18 protein-coding genes and 1 pseudogene are annotated in these 25,844 nt (G+C 70.8%); 16 read left to right on the top strand and 3 right to left on the bottom strand.

The genetic code is table 11. The features are described 5' to 3' along the window. Positions 1 to 63: 63 nt before the first annotated feature. From O7626_RS08720 to O7626_RS08735, 3 genes and pseudogenes are all read right to left on the bottom strand, one after another. Positions 64 to 963: a hypothetical protein gene (locus O7626_RS08720; RefSeq protein ID WP_278060642.1), complete on the bottom strand. Its 900-nt coding sequence runs from the start codon at positions 961 to 963 to the stop codon at positions 64 to 66. A 220-nt stretch (positions 964 to 1,183) separates the two neighbouring features. Beyond that, a complete protein-coding gene (locus tag O7626_RS08730) occupies positions 1,184 to 2,089 on the bottom strand; it encodes a tetratricopeptide repeat protein (RefSeq protein WP_347404852.1) in 906 nt (301 codons plus the stop codon). Between the two features lie 485 nt (positions 2,090 to 2,574). After that, positions 2,575 to 3,807, bottom strand: a pseudogene (locus O7626_RS08735) (AfsR/SARP family transcriptional regulator); the annotation flags it as partial. Between the two features lie 115 nt (positions 3,808 to 3,922). Here O7626_RS08735 and O7626_RS08740 point away from each other — a divergent pair. The 16 genes from O7626_RS08740 (at position 3,923) to O7626_RS08815 (ending at position 25,791) form a co-directional block, all read left to right on the top strand. Then, the gene (locus O7626_RS08740) at positions 3,923 to 5,146 is read left to right on the top strand and encodes an MFS transporter (protein ID WP_278060643.1); all 1,224 of its coding nucleotides are present in this window, start codon (positions 3,923 to 3,925) and stop codon (positions 5,144 to 5,146) included. Positions 5,147 to 5,246: 100 nt separating this feature from the next. Next, positions 5,247 to 6,539, top strand: coding sequence for a serpin family protein (locus O7626_RS08745; protein WP_278060644.1), 1,293 nt, complete (start codon positions 5,247 to 5,249; stop codon positions 6,537 to 6,539). Between the two features lie 270 nt (positions 6,540 to 6,809). Further along, the gene (locus tag O7626_RS08750; protein WP_278060645.1) at positions 6,810 to 7,805 is read left to right on the top strand and encodes a LacI family DNA-binding transcriptional regulator; all 996 of its coding nucleotides are present in this window, start codon (positions 6,810 to 6,812) and stop codon (positions 7,803 to 7,805) included. Positions 7,806 to 8,012: 207 nt separating this feature from the next. Then, on the top strand, positions 8,013 to 10,196 hold the full coding sequence (locus O7626_RS08755; protein WP_278060646.1) for an alpha/beta hydrolase-fold protein: 2,184 nt from the start codon (positions 8,013 to 8,015) through the stop codon (positions 10,194 to 10,196). Positions 10,197 to 10,411: 215 nt separating this feature from the next. Then, positions 10,412 to 11,755: an extracellular solute-binding protein gene (locus tag O7626_RS08760; protein WP_278060647.1), complete on the top strand. Its 1,344-nt coding sequence runs from the start codon at positions 10,412 to 10,414 to the stop codon at positions 11,753 to 11,755. Positions 11,756 to 11,827: 72 nt separating this feature from the next. Beyond that, entirely contained in the window at positions 11,828 to 12,769 is a 942-nt protein-coding gene (locus tag O7626_RS08765; protein WP_278060648.1) for a sugar ABC transporter permease, read from the top strand. Continuing rightward, positions 12,769 to 13,650, top strand: a complete 882-nt coding sequence (locus O7626_RS08770) for a carbohydrate ABC transporter permease (RefSeq protein WP_278060649.1) — start codon at positions 12,769 to 12,771, stop codon at positions 13,648 to 13,650. Before O7626_RS08765 ends, O7626_RS08770 begins: the two co-directional genes overlap by 1 nt. A 604-nt stretch (positions 13,651 to 14,254) precedes the next feature. Continuing rightward, positions 14,255 to 16,339 carry a hypothetical protein gene (locus O7626_RS08775; protein ID WP_278060650.1) on the top strand — a complete coding sequence of 695 codons (2,085 nt, stop codon included), beginning with the start codon at positions 14,255 to 14,257 and terminating at the stop codon, positions 16,337 to 16,339. Positions 16,340 to 16,387: 48 nt separating this feature from the next. Beyond that, complete coding sequence (pelF, locus tag O7626_RS08780) at positions 16,388 to 18,112, top strand: GT4 family glycosyltransferase PelF (protein ID WP_278060651.1); 1,725 nt, start codon at positions 16,388 to 16,390, stop codon at positions 18,110 to 18,112. Then, entirely contained in the window at positions 18,109 to 19,659 is a 1,551-nt protein-coding gene (locus O7626_RS08785) for a hypothetical protein (protein WP_278060652.1), read from the top strand. Before pelF ends, O7626_RS08785 begins: the two co-directional genes overlap by 4 nt. 35 nt (positions 19,660 to 19,694) lie before the next feature. Beyond that, positions 19,695 to 20,534, top strand: a complete 840-nt coding sequence (locus O7626_RS08790; protein ID WP_278060653.1) for a sugar phosphate nucleotidyltransferase — start codon at positions 19,695 to 19,697, stop codon at positions 20,532 to 20,534. Then, positions 20,531 to 21,427 (top strand): NAD(P)-dependent oxidoreductase, encoded by an 897-nt coding sequence (locus O7626_RS08795; RefSeq protein WP_278060654.1) that lies wholly within the window; start codon positions 20,531 to 20,533, stop codon positions 21,425 to 21,427. The genes O7626_RS08790 and O7626_RS08795 overlap by 4 nt, the downstream gene beginning before the upstream one ends. After that, entirely contained in the window at positions 21,424 to 22,605 is a 1,182-nt protein-coding gene (locus O7626_RS08800; protein ID WP_278060655.1) for an endo alpha-1,4 polygalactosaminidase, read from the top strand. The genes O7626_RS08795 and O7626_RS08800 overlap by 4 nt, the downstream gene beginning before the upstream one ends. Before the next feature lie 119 nt (positions 22,606 to 22,724). Then, positions 22,725 to 24,134, top strand: a complete 1,410-nt coding sequence (locus O7626_RS08805; protein ID WP_278060656.1) for a nucleotide sugar dehydrogenase — start codon at positions 22,725 to 22,727, stop codon at positions 24,132 to 24,134. Then, positions 24,131 to 25,099, top strand: coding sequence for an NAD-dependent epimerase/dehydratase family protein (locus tag O7626_RS08810; RefSeq protein WP_278060657.1), 969 nt, complete (start codon positions 24,131 to 24,133; stop codon positions 25,097 to 25,099). Before O7626_RS08805 ends, O7626_RS08810 begins: the two co-directional genes overlap by 4 nt. After that, complete coding sequence (locus O7626_RS08815) at positions 25,096 to 25,791, top strand: hypothetical protein (RefSeq protein ID WP_278060658.1); 696 nt, start codon at positions 25,096 to 25,098, stop codon at positions 25,789 to 25,791. The genes O7626_RS08810 and O7626_RS08815 overlap by 4 nt, the downstream gene beginning before the upstream one ends. Positions 25,792 to 25,844 lie beyond the last annotated feature (53 nt).

A 25,844-nucleotide genomic window follows, 5' to 3' on the forward strand; every position in this document is an offset into this window, starting at 1 on the left:
GGTGCTCTCGCTACTTACCGACCGTAGGCTCAACTGCGCCTAGGCATTACTGACCGTGGGCCCTTACTGACCGTAGGCCTTTGCGGTCCAGCCGAGCGAGCCGAGAGAGCCGCCCGCGATGTCCGTGCCGACCCCGTCCTTCGCATTCGCGTCGAAGTGCACGGAGGCCGCGCCGGACGTCGCCTTGATCCCGAGCAGCACCCGACCGTCGGGATGCGCGGAGCAGTAGCCCGTGCTGAGGCTGGTGAAGCCTGCCCAGCCGCTCGACCGCAGCACCTTCGAGCTGATCGTCGTCGGGGTGGCCCGGTTGATCCGCCACTCCTTGAGCTGCCCGTTGGTCTTGGTGCCGATCAGCACGTCCACGGCGGCACTGCCGGTGCCCTCGCTGCGCTCGTAGGTCAGTGTGTTGACCGTGTCCCAGCCGGTGCCGGCCAGCTTCACCGGCGACGACAGGGTGAACACGTCGTCCACGTAGGTTTCGGTGTAACGGTAGAGCGATGTGCCCGCCACCCGGTAGAGGTACGGCGACGCCGTGGCGAGGACGCGGGTGTTGGCGAACCCGCTCTTGAGCCGGCTTGCGGTCTGCGCCGTGATCTCCCAGGTGCCGTCGACCAGCTCGCCCTGACGGCTCACCTTGTAGACCCAGCCGTCGGTCGGGTGCGCCGCGTATTCGGTGCTGCGGAAGAATCTGTCGTCGCCGGAACCGCCGATCTGCTGGTGCGCCGACGGCACCCAGCCGAGATTGTCGTTGACGTAGGCACTGGTGCTGGTCGTCCTGTCCCGGTAGGCGTAGCTGAGCCGCTGACCGTCGGATCGGTACGCCGCCGTGGAGACACCGCAGTCCGCCGGAACGTCGCTGAGGGCCGCGGTCGCCGGCCCGACAGGCCCGACGACTCCGGCCACGGCGAGACCGGTCGCGACAACGCTCAGCGCTGTCGCGGTGGCCACGATGGATTTACGCATGGGTGAAGTTCCTCCAGGTAGGGCTGGTCCTGCATGGTGAGGGTCGGGCCGCCGGGCGCCCCGCCGGCCGAGCTCTGCGCGTCGTCGTGTCACCAGTGCACAGAGTGCCCTCCGGTGGGGCGGTGCGGCCTGGGCAACCGTACGGTGCGGTGCGTACATCCCGGGCACAACTGGCGTACAGGGCGGCCGGTCACCCGCCCGTGCACGGCTGGCCGGAGGATCAGCCGGTGCGTTCGAGACGGCGGCGGGTCTCCTCGGCGGCCGGGTCGCCCAGATCGTCGTAAATTTGCGCCGCTCGCCGCCAGGCGGCCGCCGCCCCGGGCAGGTCGGCCAACGCCTCCCGGGTCTCGCCGAGCCGGATGAGGGTCTCGGCCTCGTGGTACCGGTCCGCGGAGTCGCGGAAGAGCTGCACCGCCTGTTCGTAGCAGCTCACCGCCCGGTCGTGTTCGCCGAGCCGGTCGTACGCGAAGCCGAGACTGTCCAGCGTCGCCGCCTGGCCGTTACGGTCGCCACTGCGCCGCTGCTGGGCGAGCGCCTCCGTGCAGCTCGCGATGGCCTGGGCATAGTCGCCCGCGCTGGCGTGCAACCAGCCGATCGCGTTGAGGGTGCGCGCCTCCCCGGCCGTGTTGCCGGCCAGCCGGTAGAGCCGCAGCGCCTCGCGACCGTGCGCGAGTGCCTCGTCCGGTCGACCGCACAGATAGCAGAGTTCGCAGTAGTTGTGCAGGGTCTGCGCCTGGCCGGTCGGATCGCCGAGGCGTTCGTGCAGTTCGAGGGCGCGCTGGAGCCGGTACTCGGCGGTGTCGTGCTGACCGAGCCGGGTGAACGCGCGGGCCAGCAGCCGGTTGGTCGCGGCCTGCCCGGCGACGTCGTCGATCTTCTCCGCGCCACCAGCGCGACCTGCTGGGTGGCGAGTTGCTCCTGCCAGAGGCCGCGCGGGGCGAGGAACGTGTTGAGCGTCCAGGCGAGCTGCCAGGCGTACGCCTCGAATCCCGTCTCGGCGGCCTGGCCGACCAGGCGGAACAGCACGTGTTGCTCCGCCGCGAACCAGGCGAGCGCGGTGTCGTGCTCGGTCGCGGGCCGGCCCGCGTACGTCGGCAGCGGTGGCACCGGCTCGATGGCCGCCCACTGCGGCTGGAACAGCAGGGCGGCGGGATAGGCGTTGTGCAGGTAGTGGTCGTACAACCGGTGTCTGGTGGCCACCCGCTCGTCGGTGTGCTCCGACGACTCCGCGAGTTCGGCCGCGTAGCCGCGCAGGAGATCGTGGAAGGCGTACCGGCCCGGCACGTGTTCGGTAAGCAGGTGGAGCCGGGTCAGCTCACGCAGTGCCGGTACGACGGCCGGTACGGGCACTCCGGCGAGGGCCGCGGCGGTGTCGGCCGTCAGGTCGGGGCCGGGATGCAACCCGAGCAGCCTGAACAGTCGTGCGGAGTCGCGGCTCAGCGCCAGGTACGACCACGAGAAGACGCGCCGGGCGTCCCCGTTGGCCAGGGCGTCGAGTCTCGCCTCGGCCCCGTGCAGTTCGGCGGCGAAGGCGTCGAGCGGGAACGAGGGGTGCGTGGCGATGCGGGCGGCCACCATCGACAGGGCGAGGGGAAGCCGGCCGGTGGCGGCGATGATGCCGGCGGCCGCGGCCGGCTCGGCGACGAGCCGGTTGGCGCCGAGTCGGCTGGCCAGCAGGCTCATCGACTCCTCGGGGGTGAGTACGTCAAGCGTCAGCGGCACGGCGCACTCGGCGGCGACCAGGCCGCCGAGCTGGTCGCGGCTGGTGACCACCACCACGCAGCTGCCGGCGCCGGGCAGCAGGGGACGTACCTGGACGGAGTCGCGTGCGTTGTCGAGGATCACGAGCATCCGGCGGGAGGCCAGCAGGCCTCGGTAGAGCGCGGAGATGGCCACCGTCGTCGACCCCTGCGCCGCTGCGTCGAGGAGCGCGTCGAGGCTGGCGAGTTCGGTGCTGCGGCCGACGAATCCGGACACCGCGAGCGGCAGTTGCTCGGGGCGGCCGCTGAGCGGGTCGCGCGGTGCGACGTCGGGCACCGGCCGGCTCGGGCCGGTGCCCGGCTCGGCGGCCAGGTGCGGGCGGTGGTGCAGGATGTCGTCGTGCAACCGGGTCAGCTGCGGCGCCGGGTCCAGACCGGTCTGCTCGGCGAGTACCTCCCGGGCCTGCCGGAACGCGTCGAGTGCGGCGGCCACGTCGCCGATGCGGTACAGACCGAGCATCAGCTGGCCCCACGCGCGCTGCCGCAGTGGATGCCGGTCGAGCAGGGTCCGTAGCCGCTGGACCACCTCGGCCGAAGAGCCGAGCGCCAACATCGCCTCGGCCAGGTCCTCCTCGGCGACCATCCGCCGCTCCTCGAGCTGCCGGACCCGCCGGGCCAGCAGGGGATGTGCCGGCAGGTCGGACAGCGCCGCCCCGCGCCAAATGCCGACGGCGGTGGAGAGTTCACGCTCGGCCCGGGCCGCGTCTCCGGCGGTCAGGGCGTCCCTGCCCCGGGCCGCGGCCGCGTCGAACCGGTCCAGATCCCGCTCGTCGGGCTCCACCCGGAGCCGGTAGCCGCCGGCCGCGGCGGAGATCCCCGGCCACGACTCGCCGCCGCCGAGCGACCGCCGCAATCCCCGCACGTAGGTACGCAGGTTGGCCGCCGCCGACGGCGGTGACTCGTCGACCCACAACACTGCGGCCAGCTCGTCGGTGCCGACGACCTCGTTCGGGCGCATCAGCAGGGCGGCCAGCAGCAGGCGCTGCTTCACCGAGCCCAGCGGGACCGGTCGGCCCGCACGCCGGACCACCAGCGGGCCGAGAAGGTCGAAGCGCATGAGCACCCGTCCATTTGTACCCGACATGCCCGCGAGTTGTACCTGACAGGCAGGCGGCTTGTGCCGGACATGCCCGCACGGCGCCCCCGCCGTGGTTCGTCCGTGGTCTGGGCACCTTGCGTCCGCGTCCTAGCGTGACCGGGTGACAGCACCCCGTGTGGCGCCGCTGCCGGAGCTGAGCCCCCGGCTGACGTTCCTGTTCGCGGTCGCCGCGGGAGCGTCGATCGGCAACCTGTACTGGGCGCAGCCGATACTCGGTTTCATCGCGGCCGACCTGCGTGTCGGCACCGGGACAGCCGGTTGGCTCGTCACCGCGACCCAGCTCGGGTACGCCCTCGGCGTACTCCTGCTGGTCCCGCTCGGCGACGTCCTCGACCGCCGGTTGTTCGTCCCGGTGCTGCTGTCGGCCTCGGCCGTCGCGCTGCTGCTGTGCGCGTTCGCGCCGTCGATCGGACCGCTTCTCCTCGCGCTCGGCGCGCTCGGCGTGACGACGGTTTCCGGGCAGGCGCTCACACCGCTGGCCGGGGACCTGGCCGGCGACGCCCACCGTGGCCGGGTCGTCGGCGCCGTCGGGTCCGGGACCCTGACCGGTATCCTCGCCTCCCGCACCATAAGTGGATTCGTCGCCGGTGCCGCCGGATGGCGTGCGGTATTCGTCCTCGCCGCGGTCGTCGCGGTGCTGCTCGCGGTCCTGCTGCACCGCGCGATCCCGCCGCTGGCCCCGCGAACGAAAATGTCGTACCCGGCGCTGATCGGTTCGGTCGGCGTGGTGGTCGTACGCGAGCGGGCGGTCCGTTGGACGCTTGTCCTCGCGGCCATCGGATTCGCCGTGTTCTCGTTGTTCTGGACGGCGTTGACGTTTCTGCTCAGCGGGCCGCCGTTCGGATATCCGGTGTCGGTGATCGGGCTGTTCGGGTTGGCCGGCCTGGCCGGTGCCCTGGTCGTCCAGCACGCCGGTCGGTTGCACGACCGCGGTTGGTCGGTTCCGGCCACCGGCGCGGCCTGGCTACTGGCGCTCGGCGCCTTCGTCGGCGCGGCGTTCGTCGGCCGGTCCGTCGTACTCGTCGTCGTCGTGATCGTCATGGTCGACATCGCCGTACAGGGGCAGGCCCTGCTGAACCGGGCGCGGCTGTTCGCCCTCTCGTCCGAGGCGCGGAGCCGGCTCAACACGGCGCTGGGCACCGCCAACTTCGCCGGCGGTGCGGTGGGGTCCGGCACCGCGACGGTGCTCTGGTCCGCGGCCGGCTGGACGGCGGTGACGCTCGCGGGGGTGTCGCTCTGCTGCTGCGCGCTCACCGTGTGGGCGCTGGGACGTCGAGGTCCACTGGCGGTCCGGCTGGCCGTGACCGACGTTCCGCAGTCGTGACCGACGGCCCGCAGCCGTGACCGAATAAGTATTGTCGAACTTCAATCAATTCGACCACTCGACCTGGCGTGTCCGGGTGGGACTGCTCTAACGTCGGAACATGGTCTCGCGTCGATCTGTCCTGCGGGCGGTGCCGCTCACGGCCGCTGCCTTCACCGCCGGCCCCGGAGGCTTCCGTTCGCCCGGCGGGTCGTCCACGTCCGCCGATCCGGTGCGCATCCCGCCCGATCCGGCCACGACGCAGGCCGCCGCGACCGCGGTGCGCGGCTTCACGGCCGACCTCTACCGCACGCTGGCGTCGACCCAGCCGGGCGGCAACGTGGTGTGCGCGCCGTACTCGGTCGGGCTCGCGCTCGCGATGACCAGGGCGGGCGCCGGCTCGACCACCGCTGACGAGATGGATGCCGTGCTGCACGCGCCGCATCCGCGCCCCGGCGCGCTCGACGCCGGACTGAACACCGTCGACCAGATGCTCGCCACCCGCTACCGGGACGGCGACGGCATCAAGCAGCCCCGGCTGACCACCGCCAACGCCCTGTGGACCCGACTCGATCTGGACCTGCGACCCGGGTTCCGGGACACCCTGGCCGGCTACTACGGTGCCGCCCCGCACCCGGTCGACTTCCGGGGCGCGACCGAGGCGGCCCGTCAGGAGATCAACACCTGGGTCTCCGATCGGACCAACGCGAAGATCCCGGAGCTGTTGCGGTCCGGCGTCCTGAGTCCCGACACCAGCCTGATGCTGACCAACACGACCTACCTGAAGGCCGCCTGGACCTACCCCTTCAGCGCGACGGCCACGGCGGCGGCACCGTTCATCCGGGACGACGGCAGTGTCGTCGACGTGCCGACGATGCGCGGGCCGTTCGACCCGATGGGCTACCTCGAAGGGGACGGGTGGCGTGCGGTCGACGTGCCGTACGCGGGCGGCGGGCTGTCCATGGCCGTCGTCATGCCGACCCGGGCCGACCTCGCCGCGGTCGAGGCGAATCTCGACGCGACGTGGCTGGGTGCGCTGTTGACCGGGTTCCGCTTCACCGACGTCCAGCTGCGCCTGCCCAAGTGGACGTTCCGGCTGCCGGCCGAACTGGGCGCCCTGCTGACTGACCTCGGTATGCCCACCGCGTTCAGCTCGCGTGCCGACTTCGCCGCGATGAGCACCGAACCGGCCCTGCGCATCGACGACGTGGTGCACGAGACGTTCATCGCGGTGGACGAGAAGGGCACCGAGGCGGCAGCCGCGTCGGCCGTCATCGTCCGGCCGCCGTCGATCCCGCAGGGGCCGCAGTTCTTCGTCAACCGGCCGTTCCTGTACGTCATCCACGACCGGTTCACCGGCGTACCGCTGTTCCTCGGCCGGGTCCACGACCCGCTGGTCACCGGCCCGGCCTGACCGGTCCCGGAATCCGTCGCGGTCACCGGTGCACGGTGGGCCGCGACCGCACCCACCCGCGCCGTGTCGGCCCGCGTGATCCGGGCGGCGCTGCCACCAAAGGCGGTGTGGCCTGCGGAAGCCCCTGTCTGGATGCCGCGTCCCGGTCGGGGCGTCCCGGACTCTTGTCCTCGTGATCTTCGTGAACTACTTTGGCAACACCTTGGAAACGTAACCGATAACGATTGCAGTCCGAGAGGCGACATGGTCGAGGGCAGCGCGCCAATCACCATGAGTGACGTCGCTCGTGCGGCGGGCGTCTCCACCGCCACCGTGTCGAGGGTTGTCAACGGGCAATACGGCGTCAGTGCCAGCACCACGGCCCAGGTCCGTTCGGCCATCGAGCGGCTCGGCTACGAGTCGAGCCTGGTCGCCAGCAGCCTGCGCCGCAACCGCACCAACGTGCTGGGCCTGGTGACCCACAGCTTCCAGTCCTACACCGCCGAGGTCCTCAAGGGCGTGATGCGGGCCCTCGGCCGCTCGGGCTTCGACCTGATCGTCTACGCCAACAGCGATCTCTACGAGACGTACTCGGAGGGTTGGGAGCAGCGGCACCTGAACCGGCTGTCCGGCACGCTCACCGACGGGTGCATCGTCGTCACCCCCTGGGGCGAGGTGGCGAGTCGTGCCCCGGTCGTGGTCATCGATCCGGCCAGGGACTCGACGACGCCGTCGGTGACCGCGGACAACCTCTCGGGTGCCATCACGGCGGTCGAACACCTGTTGCGGCTCGGCCACCGGCGGATCGGGTTCATCGGGGGCCGGTCCAGGCTGGCGGCTGCCTGGTCGCGGGAGGAGGGCTACCGGAAGGCGCTGGCCGCGGCCGGCGTACCGGTCGACCCGACACTGGTCTGCCGGGGGAGTTTCAACCCCGAGTCCGCGGCTCCGTTGGCGCGGGACCTGCTGGAACGAGCCGACCCGCCGACGGCGATCTTCGCGGCCAGCGACGGGATGGCCCTGAAGGTCCTGGAGGTCGCGAGAAAGCTGGGGTTGGAGGTCCCCGGCGATCTGTCGGTCGTCGGATTCGACAACATCCCGGAGTCGGCGCTGGCCGAGCCGGCGCTGACCACGGTGGACCAGTCGATGTGCCAGCTCGGATACGAGGCGGCGCGCATGCTGAAGTCCCTGGTGATCGGTGATTGGGAGGGCCCGCGCCAGATAGTGCTTCCGACCAGTCTCCAGGTCCGCGGTTCCACCGCGGCACCGAAGAGCATCCCGGATCTGTGAAACCAGGCCCAGTGGTGACGAGTTCCGGGCTGACCCGCGCAGTCAGTTCGAACACGAGAGCAGCCAGTCCGAACACCCGAGCAGTCAGCTCGAACGCGCAACTGAGGTAGCCGGAAGGAGGTGAGCCGAAGAGACTTCGGCGATGTCCACCGATGAGTCGAGCTGCCAACGGCTCGCATCCGTGCCAACGCACGAAAGGAGTGGAGCGTGACGACAACACCGTATCACGGGCGCCTGCACCGTATCGGCGCGCGTCGACTGTCGGCGGTCTTCGCCGCCGGACTTCTGGCGATCGCGGCGGCCCTGGTCGCACCGCAACCGGCGGCGGCGGACACCCCGTGGCTGGATGTTTCCGAGGACCGGTACGCCTCGTTCAGTGTCCCGGCGGCCTACGTCCAGGAACAGGTCGGCCAGGTGTCACAGGTTGTCATCGAGGGAAACTTCGGCCCCTCCGCCGCCTGGGCGGAATTCGGCCTGACCCGCCGCGGTGACGCGTGGTCGGGAGTTCTCGGTCCACTCGAACCGGGGCTGTATTACTACCAGGTCACCGGCGACGACACCAAGAGCCTCAAGGATCCGACGAACGGTACCCGGGTGGCGTCCGAGCCGCTCCTGAGCACCTTCTTCGTCCCCGGCGAGTCGGCGCGCCTGCTGGCGGACGCACCACCGGGAACGGGCGGTGCGGTCGCGCCGCTCACCTACCGGAGCGGCCGGGAAGAACGGACGGCCCTGGTCTGGACGCCGCCGGGTTACCGGGCCAAGGGCGCCGGACGTTATCCGGTGCTGTTCCTGCGGTCCGCCGACGGCGCGGCCGCCACCGACTGGCTCGACCTCGGTCGGACCAGGCAGATCCTCGACAACCTGTCGGCCGAGGATGCCATGGAGCCGATGGTGGTGGTGATCGGGGACGGCAACGGGTCGGGCGACGACCGGGAGCTGAAGGACCTCGGCAGGGCGGTCGCCGACAACTACCGCGTGCACCGGGACCCGGCGCACCAGGCCATCGCCGGCATTTCCGAGGGCGGTACCCAGGCGCTGCGGGCCGCGTTCACCAACCCGACCCGGTACGGCTACGTCGGCTCGTTCTCGGGTCCGCCGACCCGTACCGTCGACCGGAAGAGTGCGGCGGCGGCCAACCGTAACCTCAGGCTGCTGCGGCTGTACACCGGAAACGTCACCGACCCCGGCCACAACGCCACCTACCGGCTGACGAAGATGCTCGACCGGGCCGGTGTCAGGTACGAGTTCGACGGCGTCAACCCGGACGGCGGCGCGAACTGGACCGCCTGGCAGGAGAACCTCGTCGACTTCGTGCCGCGACTGTTCCGCAGGGTGTCGGACCACGGTCCGAGCGACGGCCACCTACCGTTGCGGCGGGAGTTCACCCCGCCACCGGCGGGCACCACCCCGACGCCCTTCGTGACCAGGGACGGATTCGTCACCTTCGAGACCACGACGGAGTTCACCGACGCCCAGCACGTCACCGTGTGGGCGAACGTGGCACCCGGCGGAAGCTGGCTGCGCGTTCCGCTGTCCCGGGACGGCGACCGGTGGCGGGCCACCGTGGGTCCGCTGGACCCGTGGTTCTACTACTACCGGTTCATCGTGGACCGGGTCCCGGTCAAGGACGCGTCCAACCCGACGAAGGTGACCACCGAGCCGGTGTGGAGCACCTTCCTCGTGCCGGGCAAGCAGGCCCGGCTGCTCACCGACGTGCCGGCCGGGCAGGGCGGCGAGGTCACCAGCATGACCTACCGGAGCACCGTGGCGAACCAGGACCGGACCGCCCTGGTGTGGACACCGCCCGACTACGACCCGGAGCGCGCGCAGCCGTACCCCGTCCTCTACCTCCAGCACGGCGGCGGCCAGAGCTACACGGACTGGCTGGAGATGGGGCGGGCCAAGCAGATCCTCGACCACCAGTTCCTCGACGGCGACCTGGTGCCCATGGTGGTCGTGATGGGCAACGGGAACGTCTCGAACTTCAACCAGGAACTGCTGGGGAACATCGTGCCGGCGGCCCGGGCCCGCTACCACATCTCGGCCGACCCGGCGCAACAGGCCGTCGCCGGCCTGTCGATGGGTGGCGGGCACGCGTTCGGGGTGCTCAAGGCACACCCTGGCGAGTTCGCCTACGTCGCGGCGTTCTCGGCCGGCTTCGGCAGCGGCGCGGGCGTCGACGCCGCGGCGATAAACGCCGGCACCAGGATGCTGCGGCTGTACGTCGGCGACCGGACCGACTTCGTCTACCCGTCCTTCATGGCCTCGCTGACCACGTTGGACGACCTCGGTATCCGTTACGAGTTCGACGGGGTCACCCCCGGGCCGCACGGTTGGGACGTGTGGCAGAAGAACCTCATCGACCTGGCGCCGCGGCTGTTCCGGCGCTAGGCAGGGCCCGCTGACGGCGGGGTGACCGGGGCGGGGGAGTTCCCCGCCCCGGGCAGCGCTCCGCAGCCCGCGGGAGTGTGTCGCGCATCCGCGCAAGGACGGTCGGACGGCGGACCGGCGGTGGACGTCCCACCCCGGCCGTCGCCGCCCGGCCGTCAGCCCTCAGCGACGGCGCCCGACCCCGGGCGCGGTGATCCCGAAGGGAAGTCACGTCAATGAAGACGAAACGCATATTCGTCACCGCAGCCGTGCTCGCGGCCGCGAGTGGCCTCGTCGCCTGTTCCTCGGACTCCGGCGGCGGCAGTGACGCGAGCAACTGCACGAACACCATCACCAAGAAGGAGCTGCCGGTCGTCACGATGTGGGGCTGGTACCCGAACATGCAGCTCGTGGTCGACAACTTCAACAAGCAGAGCAGCGAGGTGCAGGTCTGCTGGACCAACGTCGGCCAGGGCAGCGACCAGTACGACAAGTTCCAGACGGCCATCTCGGCCGGTACCGGGGCACCCGACGTCGTCATGATCGAGATGGACCGGATCCCGACCTTCCAGATCCAGAAGGCGCTCGTCGACATCAAGAAGTACGGCTTCGACGCCGTCAAGGCGAACTACGGCGAGGGCGCATGGAAGGACGTCTCGATCGGTGACGCGGTCTACGGCGTACCTGTCGACGGCGGTCCGCTCGCGATGATCTACCGGAAGGACATCTTCGACAAGTACGGCATCACGCCGCCGAAGACCTGGGCCGAGTACGAGCAGGCGGCGCAGAAGGTGAAGGATGCCGGCGGCCCGCTCTTCGGCGACTTCGGCGCGAACGTCTCGGCGCTCACCATGGCGCTCCAGATCCAGAAGGGCGCCTCCCCGTTCGCCTACGACTCGGCCCAGCCGACGACGATCGGGGTGAAGCTGAACGACCAGGCATCCAAGGACGTGCTCGACTACTGGGGCGGCCTCGTCCGGAAGGGGCTGGTCGGCAAGCAGGACCAGTTCACCCCGGAGTACATCGCCGGCGTCATCAACGGGCAGTACGCGACGTACATCTCGGCGGCCTGGGCACCCGGCTATCTCACCGGTGCCGGGGTCGGCAAGGGCCAGGACACCGGCAAGTTCGCGGTGGCCCCGCTGCCGCAGTGGGACCCGAACAACCCGGTCCAGGTGAACTGGGGCGGTTCGGCCTTCTCGGTGACGAGCCAGTCCAAGAAGCAGGAGTTGGCGGCGAAGGCCGCGTACGGCCTCTACGCCGACAAGGAGTCGCTCACCGACGGCTGGACCAACCAGATCATCTTCCCGCTGAACCTGACGGCGCTCGACGACCCCGCGTTCAAGGACCTGAAGGTGGCGTTCTTCAACGGCCAGCAGGCGAACAAGGAGGTGTACGTGCCGGCGGCGAACGCCTACAAGGGCATGGTCTACAGCCCCTTCGGCCAGTACTACTTCGACGCGATGACGGAGCAGGTCAGCGAGATCCACAAGGGCTCGATCACCGGCTCCCAGGCTGCCGACCGGCTCCAGGAGGACGTGGCGAAGTACGCCAAGGAGCAAGGTTTCACCGTTCAGTGACCGGCCGGGTGGGCCGCGCCGTCCCCGGCCGGCCCACCCCCGACCCGCAGCGTCCACGTCCCGGAGCCCAAGATGACCCTCCTGACCGAAGAGCGCGCACCGCGCGCCGAAGAGAAGACGCCGAAGATCCGCGGCAAGGCACACCTCCGTGAGCACCTGATGGGGTGGTTCTTCGTCGGGCCGTTCGCAATCGTCTTCCTCGCGTTCCTCATCGCGCCGCTGGGGTACGCGCTCTATCTCAGCCTGTTCCAGAAGAAGCTGATCGGCGGCACCAGCTTCGTCTTCCTCGACAACTACGTGAAGGCGTTCACCGACCCGAGCTTCCTCTCCGGCTCGTGGTTCGTGCTCCGCTTCTCGCTGGTCTCCATCCCGCTGCAGATCGCCGTCGCGCTGGCGATGGCCCTGATCCTGGACGCGGTGACGACCCGGTTCGCCCGCTTCTCCCGCCTGATGATCTTCCTTCCGTACGCGATCCCGACGGTGATCGGTGCGGTGATGTGGGGCTTCCTCTACAGCAGGAGCTTCGGGCCGCTCACCGACGTCTTCGGGCTGTTCGGCGCGACCGCGCCCGACTTCCTGAGCGGTAACCTGATCTTCTACGGCCTCCTCAACATCGTCACCTGGCAGTGGGCCGGCTATTACATGATCATTCTGTACGCGGCATTGCAGGGCATCGACCCGACGCTCTACGAGGCCGCCCGGATGGACGGCGCCGGACGGTGGCAGGTCGCGGTCCGGATCAAGATCCCGCTCATCGCTCCGGCGCTGATCCTGATCCTGGTCTTCTCGCTCATCGGCACCCTCCAGTTCTTCAACGAACCGCAGATCCTCCGCTATCTCGCCGCCGGGACGATCGGAGCGGACTTCACCCCCAACATGTACGCGTACCAGCAGGCCTTCTCGCTGGCCAACTTCAACTACGGGTCGGCGATCTCCTTCGCGCTCGGCGGGCTGGTCTTCGTCTGCGTGTACGCCTTCCTGTTCTTCACCCGCAAGCGGAGGAGCTTCCTCTGATGTCCGACCGCAACAGCTCCACCGCACAGCGCCGGCCGCAACGCCACCTGCCGCTACAGGTGCTCCTCGGCTTCCTGGTGGTCTACTTCCTGGTGCCGTTCTGGTGGGTGATCGTCAACAGTTCCAAGGACGCCCCCGGCCTCTTCGGCGGCGGAAACACGCTGTGGTTCGCCGACCAGGTCGACTACCTCGGCAACCTGCGGCAACTGTTCACCTACGACGGCGGCATCTACGGCAGGTGGATCCTCAACTCCACCCTCTACGCGCTCGCCGGTGGAATCGGCGCCACCGTCCTGGCCGTGATGGCGGGCTACGGCTTCGCGAAGTACCGGTTCGCCGCCCGCCGCTTCAGCTTCGCCGTCGTGCTCGGCGCGCTGATGGTGCCCGCCACCGCCCTGGTCATCCCGACGTTCATCATGTTCTCCGAACTCGGCATGACGAACACGATCTGGGCGGTCATCCTGCCGTCCCTGCTCAACCCGTTCGGCGTCTACCTGATGCACGTGTACGCCCGCGACGCCGTACCCGACGAGATCCTGGACGCGGCCCGGGTCGACGGGGCCGGAGAGGTGCGTACGTTCCTCCAGATCGCACTACCGCTGATGCGCCCGGCGGTGGTGACCGTGCTGCTGCTGTCGGCGGTGGCGTCGTGGAACAACTACTTCCTGCCGCTGGCCATGCTCTCCGACAACCGCCTCTTCCCGGTCACGGTCGGGCTCGGGCTCTGGCAGGGGGTCGCCTCCGCGAACAACGCGGGCAGTACCTCGCTCTGGAGCCTGATCATCCTCGGCGCGCTGGTGTCGGTGATCCCGCTCATCATCGCGTTCTTCAGCCTCCAGCGGTACTGGCGCGGCGGACTCTCCGTCGGAGGGCTCAGGTAGACCAGGTAGAGGTGCCGGCACAGCCGGCAGGACCACCTCCCGGCCGCACAACGTCGCGATCCCCAGCCCCAACGGCTCAATATGTCGGAACTGCCGCGTGACGGCGAAGGCTGGACAGCGCATATCGGGGAACTCATGGTTATCAGGAGCCCTGCGAACGGATGAGGTTTTGCAGGCCATAGCTTGATCGCCAATTAACAATTGTAATGTGGACCTTGGGCGTGGGAAAAATCCCGCCAAACTGGGCTTCCGATCTGGATCAACTTTCGGTGGTCGTCGAATAAGAGCAGGTCAGCTGCATGCTGTTGGCTGATCGGATCTGAATAGTTGCGGTTGAAGCTCTCGAAAGGCGCTCAAACTCCTACTGGGACATATCGCAGCAAGCGACCTTTGAAAAGGTGTGGCTTTAGCATTCGGGCGCGCGTGCGTCAATTGGAGAGACGACACCCGCAATTCTTGGTGGTCGCAGCCGTCATTGATAGCCTTCGCTGGCACCTCAATAGTCCTCGATGGACTGCTCACCGGTCTTCTCCTCATCGGAGGTCAGTACATGGTCCACACCGGGCCTAGTCGCCAGCGCCTGACACGACTCGCCCTCGCCGGGATGACCGCGCTCGCGGTAGTCCTCGGCGGCCAGACTCCCGGGTTCGCCCGACCGACGACCACGCCAGCCCAGCCGCCCTCCGTTCCCGGCTTCGGCGAGGTCGCGAGCCCGAAGCCGGCCCGCCCCGGCCCGCTGCCCAGGAAGTCCGGCACGGTCCGGAACGACCCGTCCAAGGCGGCCGCCCAAAGCCGCGGTATCGGCGTCCAGGGGCTCAACGACCAGGTCGCGCTCCGCGCGCTGATCGTGGCGACCAACACCGCCGACTTCGGCGTACCCACCCTCACCACCACCCTCGACCGGCTCGGTGCCTCCTACGACGTCCTCTACTCCGCCACCGACCCGCTCTCGCCGAGCACGCTGGTCCGGCCCGACGGGGTCGGCAACTACAACGCGATCCTGCTCACCAACAGCATGCTGCTGTACGAGTCGGGCGGCAGCTACCTGAGCGGGCTGACCAGCACCGAGTGGAACACCCTCTGGGCGTACGAGCGCAACTTCGGGGTCCGGCAGGCGTCCCTGTACACCAGCTACGGGACCTGGCCCGAGGACCACTGCCTCACCGGCGTCAGCGAGGGCGGGGTCGGCGACACACCCCTGCCGGCCTCGCTGACCACCAGCGGCGCCGCGGTCTTCGACTACCTCGACAGCGCCGCCCAGATCCCCCTGACCCAGTCGTACGTCTACCGCACCGCCATCCGGCCCGGCTGCGCCGCCCAGGCCCTGATGACGAACGGTTCCGACGTGCTCGGCGTGCTCACCACCTCGACCGACGGCCGGGAGCGGATCGCGCTGACGTTCACCTCGAACCAGTTCCTGCTCCACTCCGACCTGCTGGTCTACGGCCTGGTCCGGTGGGCGACCAAGGGGCTGTACTTCGGCGAGCAGAAGCACCACCTGAACGTCGACGTCGACGACTGGTTCAACACCTCCGACCACTACCTGGAGAACGGGACCGTCGAGTACACCCCCGGATTCCAGGTCACCGGACACGACACGGTCAACCTCGACGCGCAGCAGACCGCGCTGCGCACCGCGCACCCGCTGGCGGCCGGGTTCACCTTCAACATCGCGTACAACGGCGCCGACATCGACCCGTTCGCCGGCAGCACGTGCAGCCCCAACGGCGACGCCAGCACGCTGACCGCCACCACCAAGTGCCTCAAGGGCAACTTCCGGTGGATCAACCACACGTTGAACCACCCCGAACTGAACGCGACGAACTACGCCACCTCGTACGCCGAGATCAACGACAACCGGACCGCGGGCAACGCGATCGGGCTCAACGCACCGGACAGCGTGCTGAAGACTCCCGAATACTCCGGCCTCGGCGTCTACAACGACGACCCGGAGAACGACACCGGCCCGCCGACCGACCACGGGCTCGAAGGGTCCAACCCGGCGCTGCTACAGGCCGCGGAGGATCTCGGCGTCACCACCGTGGTGGGCAACATGTCGTTCACCAGCCACAAGCCGGCGAACTTCAACGCCGGCATCGTGCACCCGCTGGAGCCGAGCATCCTGATGGTGCCGGCCTGGCCGACGGACATCGCCTACCACACCACCACCCCGGCCGAGCAGACGGTCTTCTACAACTCCTTCTACGGCCCGAACGGACACTTCCCGTACTGGCCCTCCGACCGCACCTACGCCCAGCTCCTGGACTACGAGGCCGGGATGGCGCTCCAGCACGTGGCGTCCGGCTCGATCTACGCGCACACGTTCCACATCGCCAACGTGCGCGACTACGGGGCCGGGGACACCCTGCTCACCGACTGGGTCGACGCGGTACTGACCAAGTACGACTCCTACTACTCGGTGCCCCTGCTGAACTCGTCGTGGGTGGACATCGCCGCCTACGGCCGGGCGCGGACGGCGCACTTCGCCGCGCTCGACGCCGGGGCCGGCGCGGTCTACGACCGGAGCACCGGCACCATCACGGTGACCTCGCCGGCCGCCGGCACGGTCCAACTGGGCGGGGTGACCGCGGCCACCGCGGGCGCCACCAGCTATGGCACCGACGTCACCGTCCCGGTGACCCTCACGGCCAACACCGCCGTGACGTTCAACGCCGCCCCCCGCCCCTGACAACGGAGCGGGAAATCCGGTGACGCGCAACTCCAACGGGAGCACTCGGTGAGGATCGCACTGGTCTCGGAAGGCACGTACCCGTACGCCATGGGCGGCGTGAGCGTCTGGTGCGAGCAGCTCATCCGGGGCATGCCGGACCACCGCTGGGAGGTCGTGGCACTCACCGTGGACGGGACCGAGCAGCCGGTGTTCGACCGGCCGGCGAACCTGGACCGGGTGCACTCGATACCGCTGTGGGGCGGACGGCCGCCGGGCCGCCGCCCCCAGCGGGGGTTGCCGGTCCGGGCCGGCCGGCCCGGCGTCGGGTTCATCGAGTCCTACGAGGTGTTCCTGCGTGCGCTCGTCACCCCGCTGGAGTCGACCCGCTCCCAGGCGGGCGCGGTCAACCGGAGCACCTTCCTGCTCGCCCTGCGCGGCATGTTCGAGTACGCCGCCGACGGCGGCGACCTGAGCGCGGGCCTGCTCTCCAACCAGGCCCTGGGGATGATGCTGGACGCCTGGCGTTCCCTCCGGGTCGACGAGGCCGAACCCGCGCTCACCGTCGCCGACGCCCTGGAGGCGGCCTGGCTCATCTCGCACATGATGCGGCCGCTGAGCGCGCCGCCGGTCCGGGCCGACATCGTGCACTCGTCGATGAACGGCCTCGCGATGCTCGTCGGAATGGCCTCGACCTGGGCACACGGAACCCCGCTGGTCCTCTCCGAACACGGCATCTACCTGCGCGAACGCTACATCTCGTACCTGAACGACAAGGCGCCGCACCCGGTCCGGGTACTGGTGCTGAGCTTCTTCCGGTCGCTGGCCGGCGCGGCCTACCTGATCAGCCACGCGCTGGCGCCGCACTCGCAGTACAACCGGCGCTGGCAGTTGCACAACGGGGCCGACCCCGAGCGGATGTGGACGATGTACAACGGCGTCGACCCGGACGAGTTCCCGCCGGCGGCCAGCGAACCGGAGACGCCGACCATCTCGTTCATGGGCCGCATCGACCCGCTGAAGGACCTGCACACCCTGATCCGGGCGTTCGCGCTGGTCCGCGCGGAGATCCCGAACGCCCGGCTGCGCGTCTTCGGCGGTACGCCGGCCGCCAACCAGGTCTACCACGCCAGCTGCCAGGCACTGATCGACGAACTCGGGCTGACCGGGCAGGCCACCCTGGAGGGGCGGGTCGGCAGCGCGGTCGAGGCGTACCACGCCGGCAACCTGGTCGCGCTGACGAGCATCTCCGAGGGCTTCCCGTACACGGTGGTGGAGGCGATGGCGTGCGGGCGCCCGACCGTGTGCACGAACGTCGGTGGCGTCGCCGAGGCGGTCGGCGACACCGGAATCGTCGTCGCGCCCCGGGACGTGCCCGCCGTCGCCGCCGCCTGCGTGAAGCTGCTGCGGGACCGGGAACTGCGGCTGCGGCTCGGTGCCGTCGCCCGGGCCCGGGTCCTGGAGCGGTTCACGCTGCGGCGCTCGCTCCAGGCGTACCGCGACATCTACCAGGGGCTCGTCGCGCGACCGACGGTGTCGGTGCCGCAGATCCAGCCGCGCGGCCAGGCGCAGGGCCGGGTCAGGGTGCCGGACCACAAGATCCAGCCCGGGGTGGCCGCCGTCAACACCCGGATACCCCGGCAGCGCGACCCGGAGGAGTACGCCCGGTCCAACGCGGCGCAGGTGCCGCGTCGTGAACCGAACCCGTCCGGCTGGCTGCGGCGGGCGGCGCCGGCCGGCCCGGCCGACGGACCGACGGACGAGACTCCGCGACTCGTCGGCGAGCCGCGATGACCCCCGGCGACCGCAGCGTGCCGCCCTCCCCGGACGACGACGCCGAGCCGGCACGGCAGCGCGGCGGCACGGTGACCGCCGAGGCGGCACCGGAGCAGGATGCCGACCAGCCGGGCGAGACCGAACGCACGATCCTGCTGCCGAGGATCTCCACCGACCCGGTCGACGACCTGGTCGAACGGGTCCGGCCCCGGCTGGGCCGGGCGGTGGACGCGTTGCAGGTCGCCGCCGCGCTGGAGGCCGACGGGCACACAGACCGGACGGCGCAGGTCGAGTACGGCTACTCGGACGTCTTCCGGCTCGCCTCCGAGGTGTTCTGGCGGATGGGGCCGCCGTCACCGGTCGACGACCAGGCAGGCCCCTCGGAGGCGACCGGCACGCACCGGTGGGACGGCCTGCGCACGATCGCACACGGGCCGCTCTACCTGCTGCCGGGCGCGGCGTTCCCGGCCGTGCTGGCGGTCGTCGGGCGGCCGGGTCTGGTACTCGGACTGGTCATGGCCGGAACGCTCGGCTGGGTCTACTCGGGCGTGGCCGCGTACTCGGCGTACCGGCTGCTCGGCCTGCGCCGGCCGGGCTCGGCGAGCCGGGTACTCCGGATGGCGGCGCTGACCGGTCCACTGCTCGGCGTACTCCTCGGCGCGGTGATGTTGCCGCACCACGGCCTGCCGCTGGCCGTGATGATGGTCTGCCAGCTCGCGTACCAGATGGCCAGTACGCTGCTGGTCTTCTACCGGCGCGAGTCGTGGCTGGCCGTGGCGATGCTGCCCGCCCTGCTGTCCGGCGTGGCCTACCTGGTCGTCGGCGGCCCGGCCCTGCGCCGGTCGGCGGTGACGGTGGCGGCGGTCTGCGTACTGGCGACGCTCGCCGCCGCCCTGTGGGCCGCCCGGCCCGCCGCCGGTGCCGAGGAACCGGCGCCCCGGCACCCGCTGTGGCCGGAGGCGTCCATGCTGCTCGGCGTCGCCGGCTACGGGCTCTGCTCGGCCGGGCTGCTCTTCCACGCACAGGCGCCGTACCTGGACCGGTTGGACGTCGTGGTGGGTGCCGTACCGCTGTTCCTCTCGATGGGATTCGTGGAGTGGCGGACCAGCCGGTTCCCGGCGGCGGCGATCGCGGCGACCCGGCGGGCGCGCCGGCCGGACGAGTTCGTCGCCGAGGTCTGGCGCACGGTCGGCCGGGACGTCGCGGCCTGCCTCGCGGTGCCGGCGGTGCTCGGGGCGGCACTGCTGGCCGGCCTCGCCCACGCGAAGATGCTGTCGGCGGCCGGCACGGTGATGACGGTCGCGCACGTCGCGCTCGCCGGCGCCTACTACCTGGCGTTCCTGCTGACCGGCCGGGGGCGGTACGGCTGGCTGTGCCTGTCCATCGCGCTCGTGGTGGCCCTGCACGTCGGGGTCGGAGCGCTGCTCGGTGCCGCTCCGCTGCTCGGCCAGCACGGCTCCGTGTTCGTCGACACCTCGCTCTACCTGGGCAGCATCGTGCTGCTCCAGGCGCTGTTCGCGCTCGGTCTGCTTCCGGTGATCGGGCAGGTCCGGCACTACCGGTAGTTCACTCGGCCTATGGGGAGGTCAGGTTGCATGCGGTGATTCTCGCAGGCGGCAAGGGAGTGCGGTTGCGGCCGTATACGACGACGCTACCCAAACCCCTGATGCCGATCGGCGACAGCCACTCGATCCTGCAGATCGTGCTCGACCAGCTCGCGTCGCGCGGGTTCACCTCGGTGACCCTGGCGATCAACTATCTCGGCCCGTTGATCCAGGCGTTCGTCGGGGACGGCCGCCGGTGGGGGCTGGACATCGACTACGTGGAGGAGGACCGTCCGCTCTCCACGGTCGGCCCGCTCTTCGCGTTGAAGGACCGGCTGCCCGACGAGTTCCTGGTGATGAACGGAGACATCCTCACCGACCTGGACTACGCCGACCTGCTGCACACCCACCGGGTCTCCGGCGCCGGGCTGACGCTGGCGACCTCCGAGCGGGTGCACCAGATCGACTTCGGCGTGCTGGACGTGGACGCCGGCCGGATCGTCGGGTTCCGGGAGAAGCCGGCACTGCGCTACCCGGTCAGCATGGGCGTGTACGGGATGTCGCGGAAGACGCTCGGGCCGTACCCGCCGGGACTTCCGCTCGGCTTCGACCAGTTGGTGCTGGACCTGCTCGCGGCCGGCGAGCACCCGGCGACGTACCCGTTCGACGGCTTCTGGCTGGACATCGGCCGGCCGGAGGACTACGACGAGGCGAACCTGACGTTCGCACAGCTCAAGCCACTGTTGCTGCCGGGCCGTCCGGAACCCGGTCCGGCGGTGCCCGGGTCGGCCGTGCCGGCGCCGGTCGGGTCGGGGTCGGCCGTGCCGGCGCCCGTCGTGCCGGGGCCGGCCGTCGGCGAGCGGGTCGAGGCCGTGCGCTCGGGGGAGCGCGGGTGACCCGGGTACTCCTCTTTGGGGCGTCCGGCTTCATCGGCCGGCACACCCGTGCCGCGCTGGAGTCGGACCCGAGGATCACCGAGGTGATCTGTCCGGACCGGACGACCTACGACCTGCTCGACGGCGCACCGGAGCTGCTGGTGGGGAAGCTGCGCGAGGTCGCCCCGGACGCGGTGGTCAACTGTGTCGGCGCGCTCACCGGTTCCGCCAACCAGCTGCTCAGGGCGAATACGCTTGTCGCGGTGAAGCTGCTCGAAGCCGTCGGCACGGCGGCGCCGCGGGCCCGGCTGGTCCGGCTGGGCTCGGCCGGCGAGTACGGCGTCGTGCCGTCCGGTGTTTCGGTCAGCGAGACCGATCCGGCGCACCCGGTCAGCGAGTACGGCGTCAGCCACCTGGCCGGGACCCGGCTGTTCCAGCTCGCCGGCGAATCCGGGCAGGCCGACGCGGTGTCGGTGCGGGTCTTCAACCCGATCGGCCCCGGCATGTCGGAGGAGAACCTGCTGGGCCGGGCCGCCGCCCGGATCCGCGCCGCGCTGGCCGGCGGTGCACCCGAGATCACCCTGGGGCCGCTCTCCGCGTACCGGGACTTCGTCGACGTGCGGGACCTCGCCGCGCTGATCGTCGCCCTGGTGCTCGCGCCCGAGCTGCGGCACCGGGTCTTCAACGCGGGCAGCGGCCGGTCGGTCACCGCTCGGGAGGCGGTCGAGCTGCTGGCCGCCACGGCCGGCTACCACGGCCGGATCCGGGAGGCCGGTGCCGGGCCGCCGCGCTCGACGGCGGTCGGCTGGATCAGGGCCGACGTCAGCCGGGCGGGTCGCGAACTGGGCTGGTCGCCGGTGCGCGACCTGGCGACGTCGGTCAAGGACGTCTGGGCCGCCGGGGAGGCGAGGTGAGCCACCGGAACCCGGGCGGCCGGCCGGGCGAGGCGGCGCACGCCGGCACCGGCCGGCGCCGGTGGCTCGGCACCGGGCGGCGACGGCTCGTGGCCGGCCGGCGGCGGTGGCTCGGCACGGGCCGGCGGCGATGGCTGGTGGCCGGCCTCGCCGGGGTGACGGTGCTGGCGGTGGCCGCCGGCTGGGCGCTGGTCACCGGCCGGTCCGGTCCCACACCGACGTCGGCGCCGGCAGACGCCACCGGCACGACGCCGGGGCCGGGCGGTGACCGCCCCGCGCCGAGCGGCACCGCCAGCCCCACGCCGCGGCCGGACCGACCGGCCACCAGCACACCCGGCGCCGCCCCGGCCAGGCCGCCCGCACCCCGGACGATCAAGAACTGGGCGTACCAACTCCAGGGGTACTCCGGCGGCGGTCTCGACGCGCTGACCCGGGGCCGGTACCAGCTCGCCGTCGTCGACCTGGCCCGGGACGCACACACCGGCTACTTCAGCCGGGCCGAGATCGGCGCGCTGCGGCGCAGCGGCAAGCGGGTGCTGGCGTACTTCGAGATCGGCAGCATCGAGGACTTTCGTCCGGAGTACCCGGTGCTCCGGCGCGACGCCCCCGACCTGTTGGCCAACGAGTGGCCGGACTGGCCCGGCGAGTACTTCGTGCACTACTGGGACGGCCGCTGGTGGGAGCGGGTGGTGCGGCCCCGGGTGGACCGGGCGCTGCGGGCCGGCTTCGACGGGGTCTACCTGGACACGCCGCTGGCGTACGAGGAGATCGCCCTCGACGCCGCCGGGGGCCGGGACCGGGCGCGGCTCGCCGTCGAGATGGCCGCCCTGGTCGTCCGGATCAGTGCGTACGCCAAGGCCCGCCGGCCCGGCTTCCTGATCGTCCCGCAGAACTCCCCGGAACTGCGCAGGCAGTCGGGTTACACCGCCGCCATCGACGGCATCGCGATGGAGGAACTCTTTTATCTCGCCATGGACGAGCCGTGCACCCGGGACTGGTGCGCGGAGAACCTGGCACACACCCGGGCGCTGCGGGACGCGGGCAAGTTCGTGCTCGCCGTCGACTACGCCGTACGGGCCGACCACGTGCGGGCGGCCTGCGACCGCTATCGCGCGGAACGGTTCGCCGGCACGGTCACCGTCCGGGAACTCGACCGGCTCACCGCGCCCTGCGGCTGAGTCGTACCCCCTTCGGCGCGGTCGCACCGTCGCGACGGCGAGCACCAGGCATCGGGCGGTCCGCCCAGCGGACCCTCCGCCCTCCGGACAGGACATCCGTGGCACGGAAAGGAAACAGCATGGGCTGCAAAGTCGGGGTCGTGGGGATGGGCTACGTGGGGCTCACACTTAGCGCGGCGCTCGCCGACAAGGGCTTCACGGTGTACGGCGCGGACGTGTCGCCGACGGTTCTGGCGTCGCTGTCCCGTGGTCGGCCGCACATCTTCGAGCCCGGCGTCGAGGAGATCTTCGCCGCCCGGATCGGCCGCGACATCCAGGTGGGCGCCGAACTGCCCCGGGACACCGTCGACGTGGCGGTGATCAGCGTGTCGACGCCGGTCGACGACATCACCCGCCGGCCGAACCTGGCGAACCTGGCCGCCGCCGCCCGGGCGGTCGCCGCCACCTGCCGCCCGGACACCCTGGTCGTGGTCCGCAGCACCGTGCCGGTCGGCGCCAGCCGCCGGGTGGTACTGCCCGAGCTACGGGCCGCCTGGGGCGGCCGGGTACGGCTGGTGATGGCGCCGGAACGGACCATCCAGGGCCAGGCGCTGCGCGAACTGGTCGAGCTGCCCCAGGTGGTCGGCGGGCTGGACGCCGAGAGCCTGGCCGCCGGGGTCGAGTTCTTCACCGGGCTGGCCCAGACCATCGTGCCGGTCAGCGGGCTGGAGACCGCCGAGTTGGTGAAGCTCTCCAACAACTGCCACACCGACCTGATCTACTCCTTCGGCAACGAGATCGCGCTGATCGCCGAGCGGCACGGCCTCGACCCGCTGGAGGTGATCAGGGCGGCGAACGTCGACTATCCGCGGCCGGACCTCGCCAAGCCCGGGTACGTCGGCGGCGGCTGCCTCTCCAAGGACCCGTACATCATGGTCGACAGCGCCGGGGACCGGCGGCCGTTCCTGGTCGGCAAGGCCCGGGAACTCAACGAGTACCTGCCGATCCACGTGGGGGAGACCGTGGTCCGGATGCTCGCCGAGGCGCGCGGCGGCAGTCTGGGCAGCCGCCTGGCGGTGCTCGGCTGGGCGTACAAGGGCTGGCCGCCCACCGACGATATGCGGGGCACCCCGATCGCCACCATGATGCGGGTCTTCTCCGCCGCCGGGGTCATCGTGCTCGGGCACGACCCGATGGTCACCGACGACGTGATCCGGCAGTACGGCGGCGAGCCGATCAGCCTGGACAAGGCGTTCACCGACGTCGACGGCGTACTGATCATCAACGACCACCCGGACTACCGGGCGATCCGGATCTCGGAGGTACTCGACACGGTCCGACCGGCCTTCGTCTACGACTCGTGGCGGGTGCTGGACGCCGACGCGGTGACCGGTGCCGGCATCCGCTACGCGGGCCTCGGCTACCTGCCGCCGGCCCCCGAACCGGGCGCCGCGTCACCGGCCCCCGCCAACTCGTCGCCAGCCCCCGCCAACTCGTCGCCCGCTTCCGCCGGGTCGCCCGCTTCCGCCGGAGGGGTGGTGCCGGCATGAGGGCGCTGCTGCTCGGCGGGGCCGGTTTCATCGGCCTGCATCTCGCCCGCCGGCTGGTGGACGACGGCCACCAGGTGACGATCGTGGACGACTTCTCGCGCGGCCGCGACGACGCCGACCTCGACCGGCTCCGGAGCGACCCGGCGGTGCGGGTGGTCTCCGGAGACCTGACCGCACCGTCGACCTGGGCCGCCCTGCCGTCGGGTTGGGACCAGGTCTACCTGCTTGCAGCCGTCGTCGGCGTCCGCAACGTGCAGCAGGACCCGGCCCGGGTGGTCCGGGTCAACACCCTCGCCGCACTGCACCTGCTCGACTGGGTCAGCCCCGGCGAGCGGGTCTTCTTCGCCTCCACCAGCGAGGTCTACGCCGGCGGCGTGACGGCCGGGGTGGTCCCGGTGCCGACGCCCGAGACCGTGCCGACCATGATCTCCGACATCACCGAGCCCCGGTTCGCGTACGCGGTCAGCAAGCTGCTCGGCGAGGCCGCCCTCCTGCACACGGCCCGCGCCCGGGGCTTCGAGACGGTGGTCGGCCGCTTCCACAACGTGTACGGGCCGCGGATGGGTGCCGACCACGTCATCCCGGAGATGTCCCTGCGCGCCATCAGCGGAGTCGACCCGTTCCGGGTGCCCGGTGCCGACCAGTTCCGGGCGTTCTGCCACGTCGACGACGCGGTCGAGGCCATGCTGCGGCTGATGGCCACCCCGGCCGCCACCGGGCAGATCGTGCACATCGGCAACGACCGCGAGGAGACGAACATCGGCGACCTGGCCAAGCTGGTCCTGCGGGTGGCCGGGGCGAGCCCCGCCATCGAGGCGGAGGCGGCGCCGCCAGGTTCGGTCGCCCGCCGCTGCCCGGACCTGTCCCGGCTGCGCGAACTGACCGGCTACGAACCCACCGTCAGCCTGGAGGAGGGCGTACGCGGCACGTTCTCCTGGTACCGCGAGCACGGGTGGCCGCGATGAGCCGCCGGCCGATCTGCTTCTACTACGGTGACGGGCGGCTGGACGAGCTCACCGGATATCTGCGGGTGGTGCTCCAGCCGGACTTCTACCAGCCCGCCGAGCTGCGCTACCTGGCGGAGCGGAACGTCCAGACCCTCGGCTACCTGTCGTTGTCGGAGGACCAGGGTCCACCCGCCCCCTGGCAGCGCCGGGAACGCAACCCGGACTGGGGTGGCGCGTTCGTGCACGTCGACCACCCGCTCTGGGTGGCGCACGTGGTCGGGGCGGCGAAGGAGGCGATCGCCCGCGGCTTCGCCGGGCTCTTCCTGGACACCCTCAACGTCGAGCTGACCTTTCCCGAGGACGTGCCGCACCTGCTCACCCTGGTCGCGGCGGTACGCGAGGAGGCGAACCCCGCGTACCTGCTGGCCAACCGGGGCTTCGGCATGCTGCCCCGGCTGGCCGAGATCGTCGACGGGATCGTCTTCGAGTCGTTCTCGGCCCGGTGGACCGAGGACGGCTACTACGCCCCGTGGCCGCCCGACGTGCTGGAGTTCCACGCCCAGATCGCCGAGCAGCTGCTGCAACTGGAACTGGACCTCTACAGTCTCGACTACGCCGACAGCCCGGGACTGGCCGACTTCGCCGAACGCCGGGCCCGCCAGTTCGGCCTGCAGTCCTTCGTCGCCGACCGTGCCCTGTCCCGCACCTGACGCCGGCCCGGCTTCCCCGCCGGGCGGTGGCCGGTTCGCCCGGGTGGCTTCCC

Source organism: Micromonospora sp. WMMD1102, assembly GCF_029626265.1.
In the GTDB taxonomy this organism is placed as follows: domain Bacteria; phylum Actinomycetota; class Actinomycetes; order Mycobacteriales; family Micromonosporaceae; genus Plantactinospora.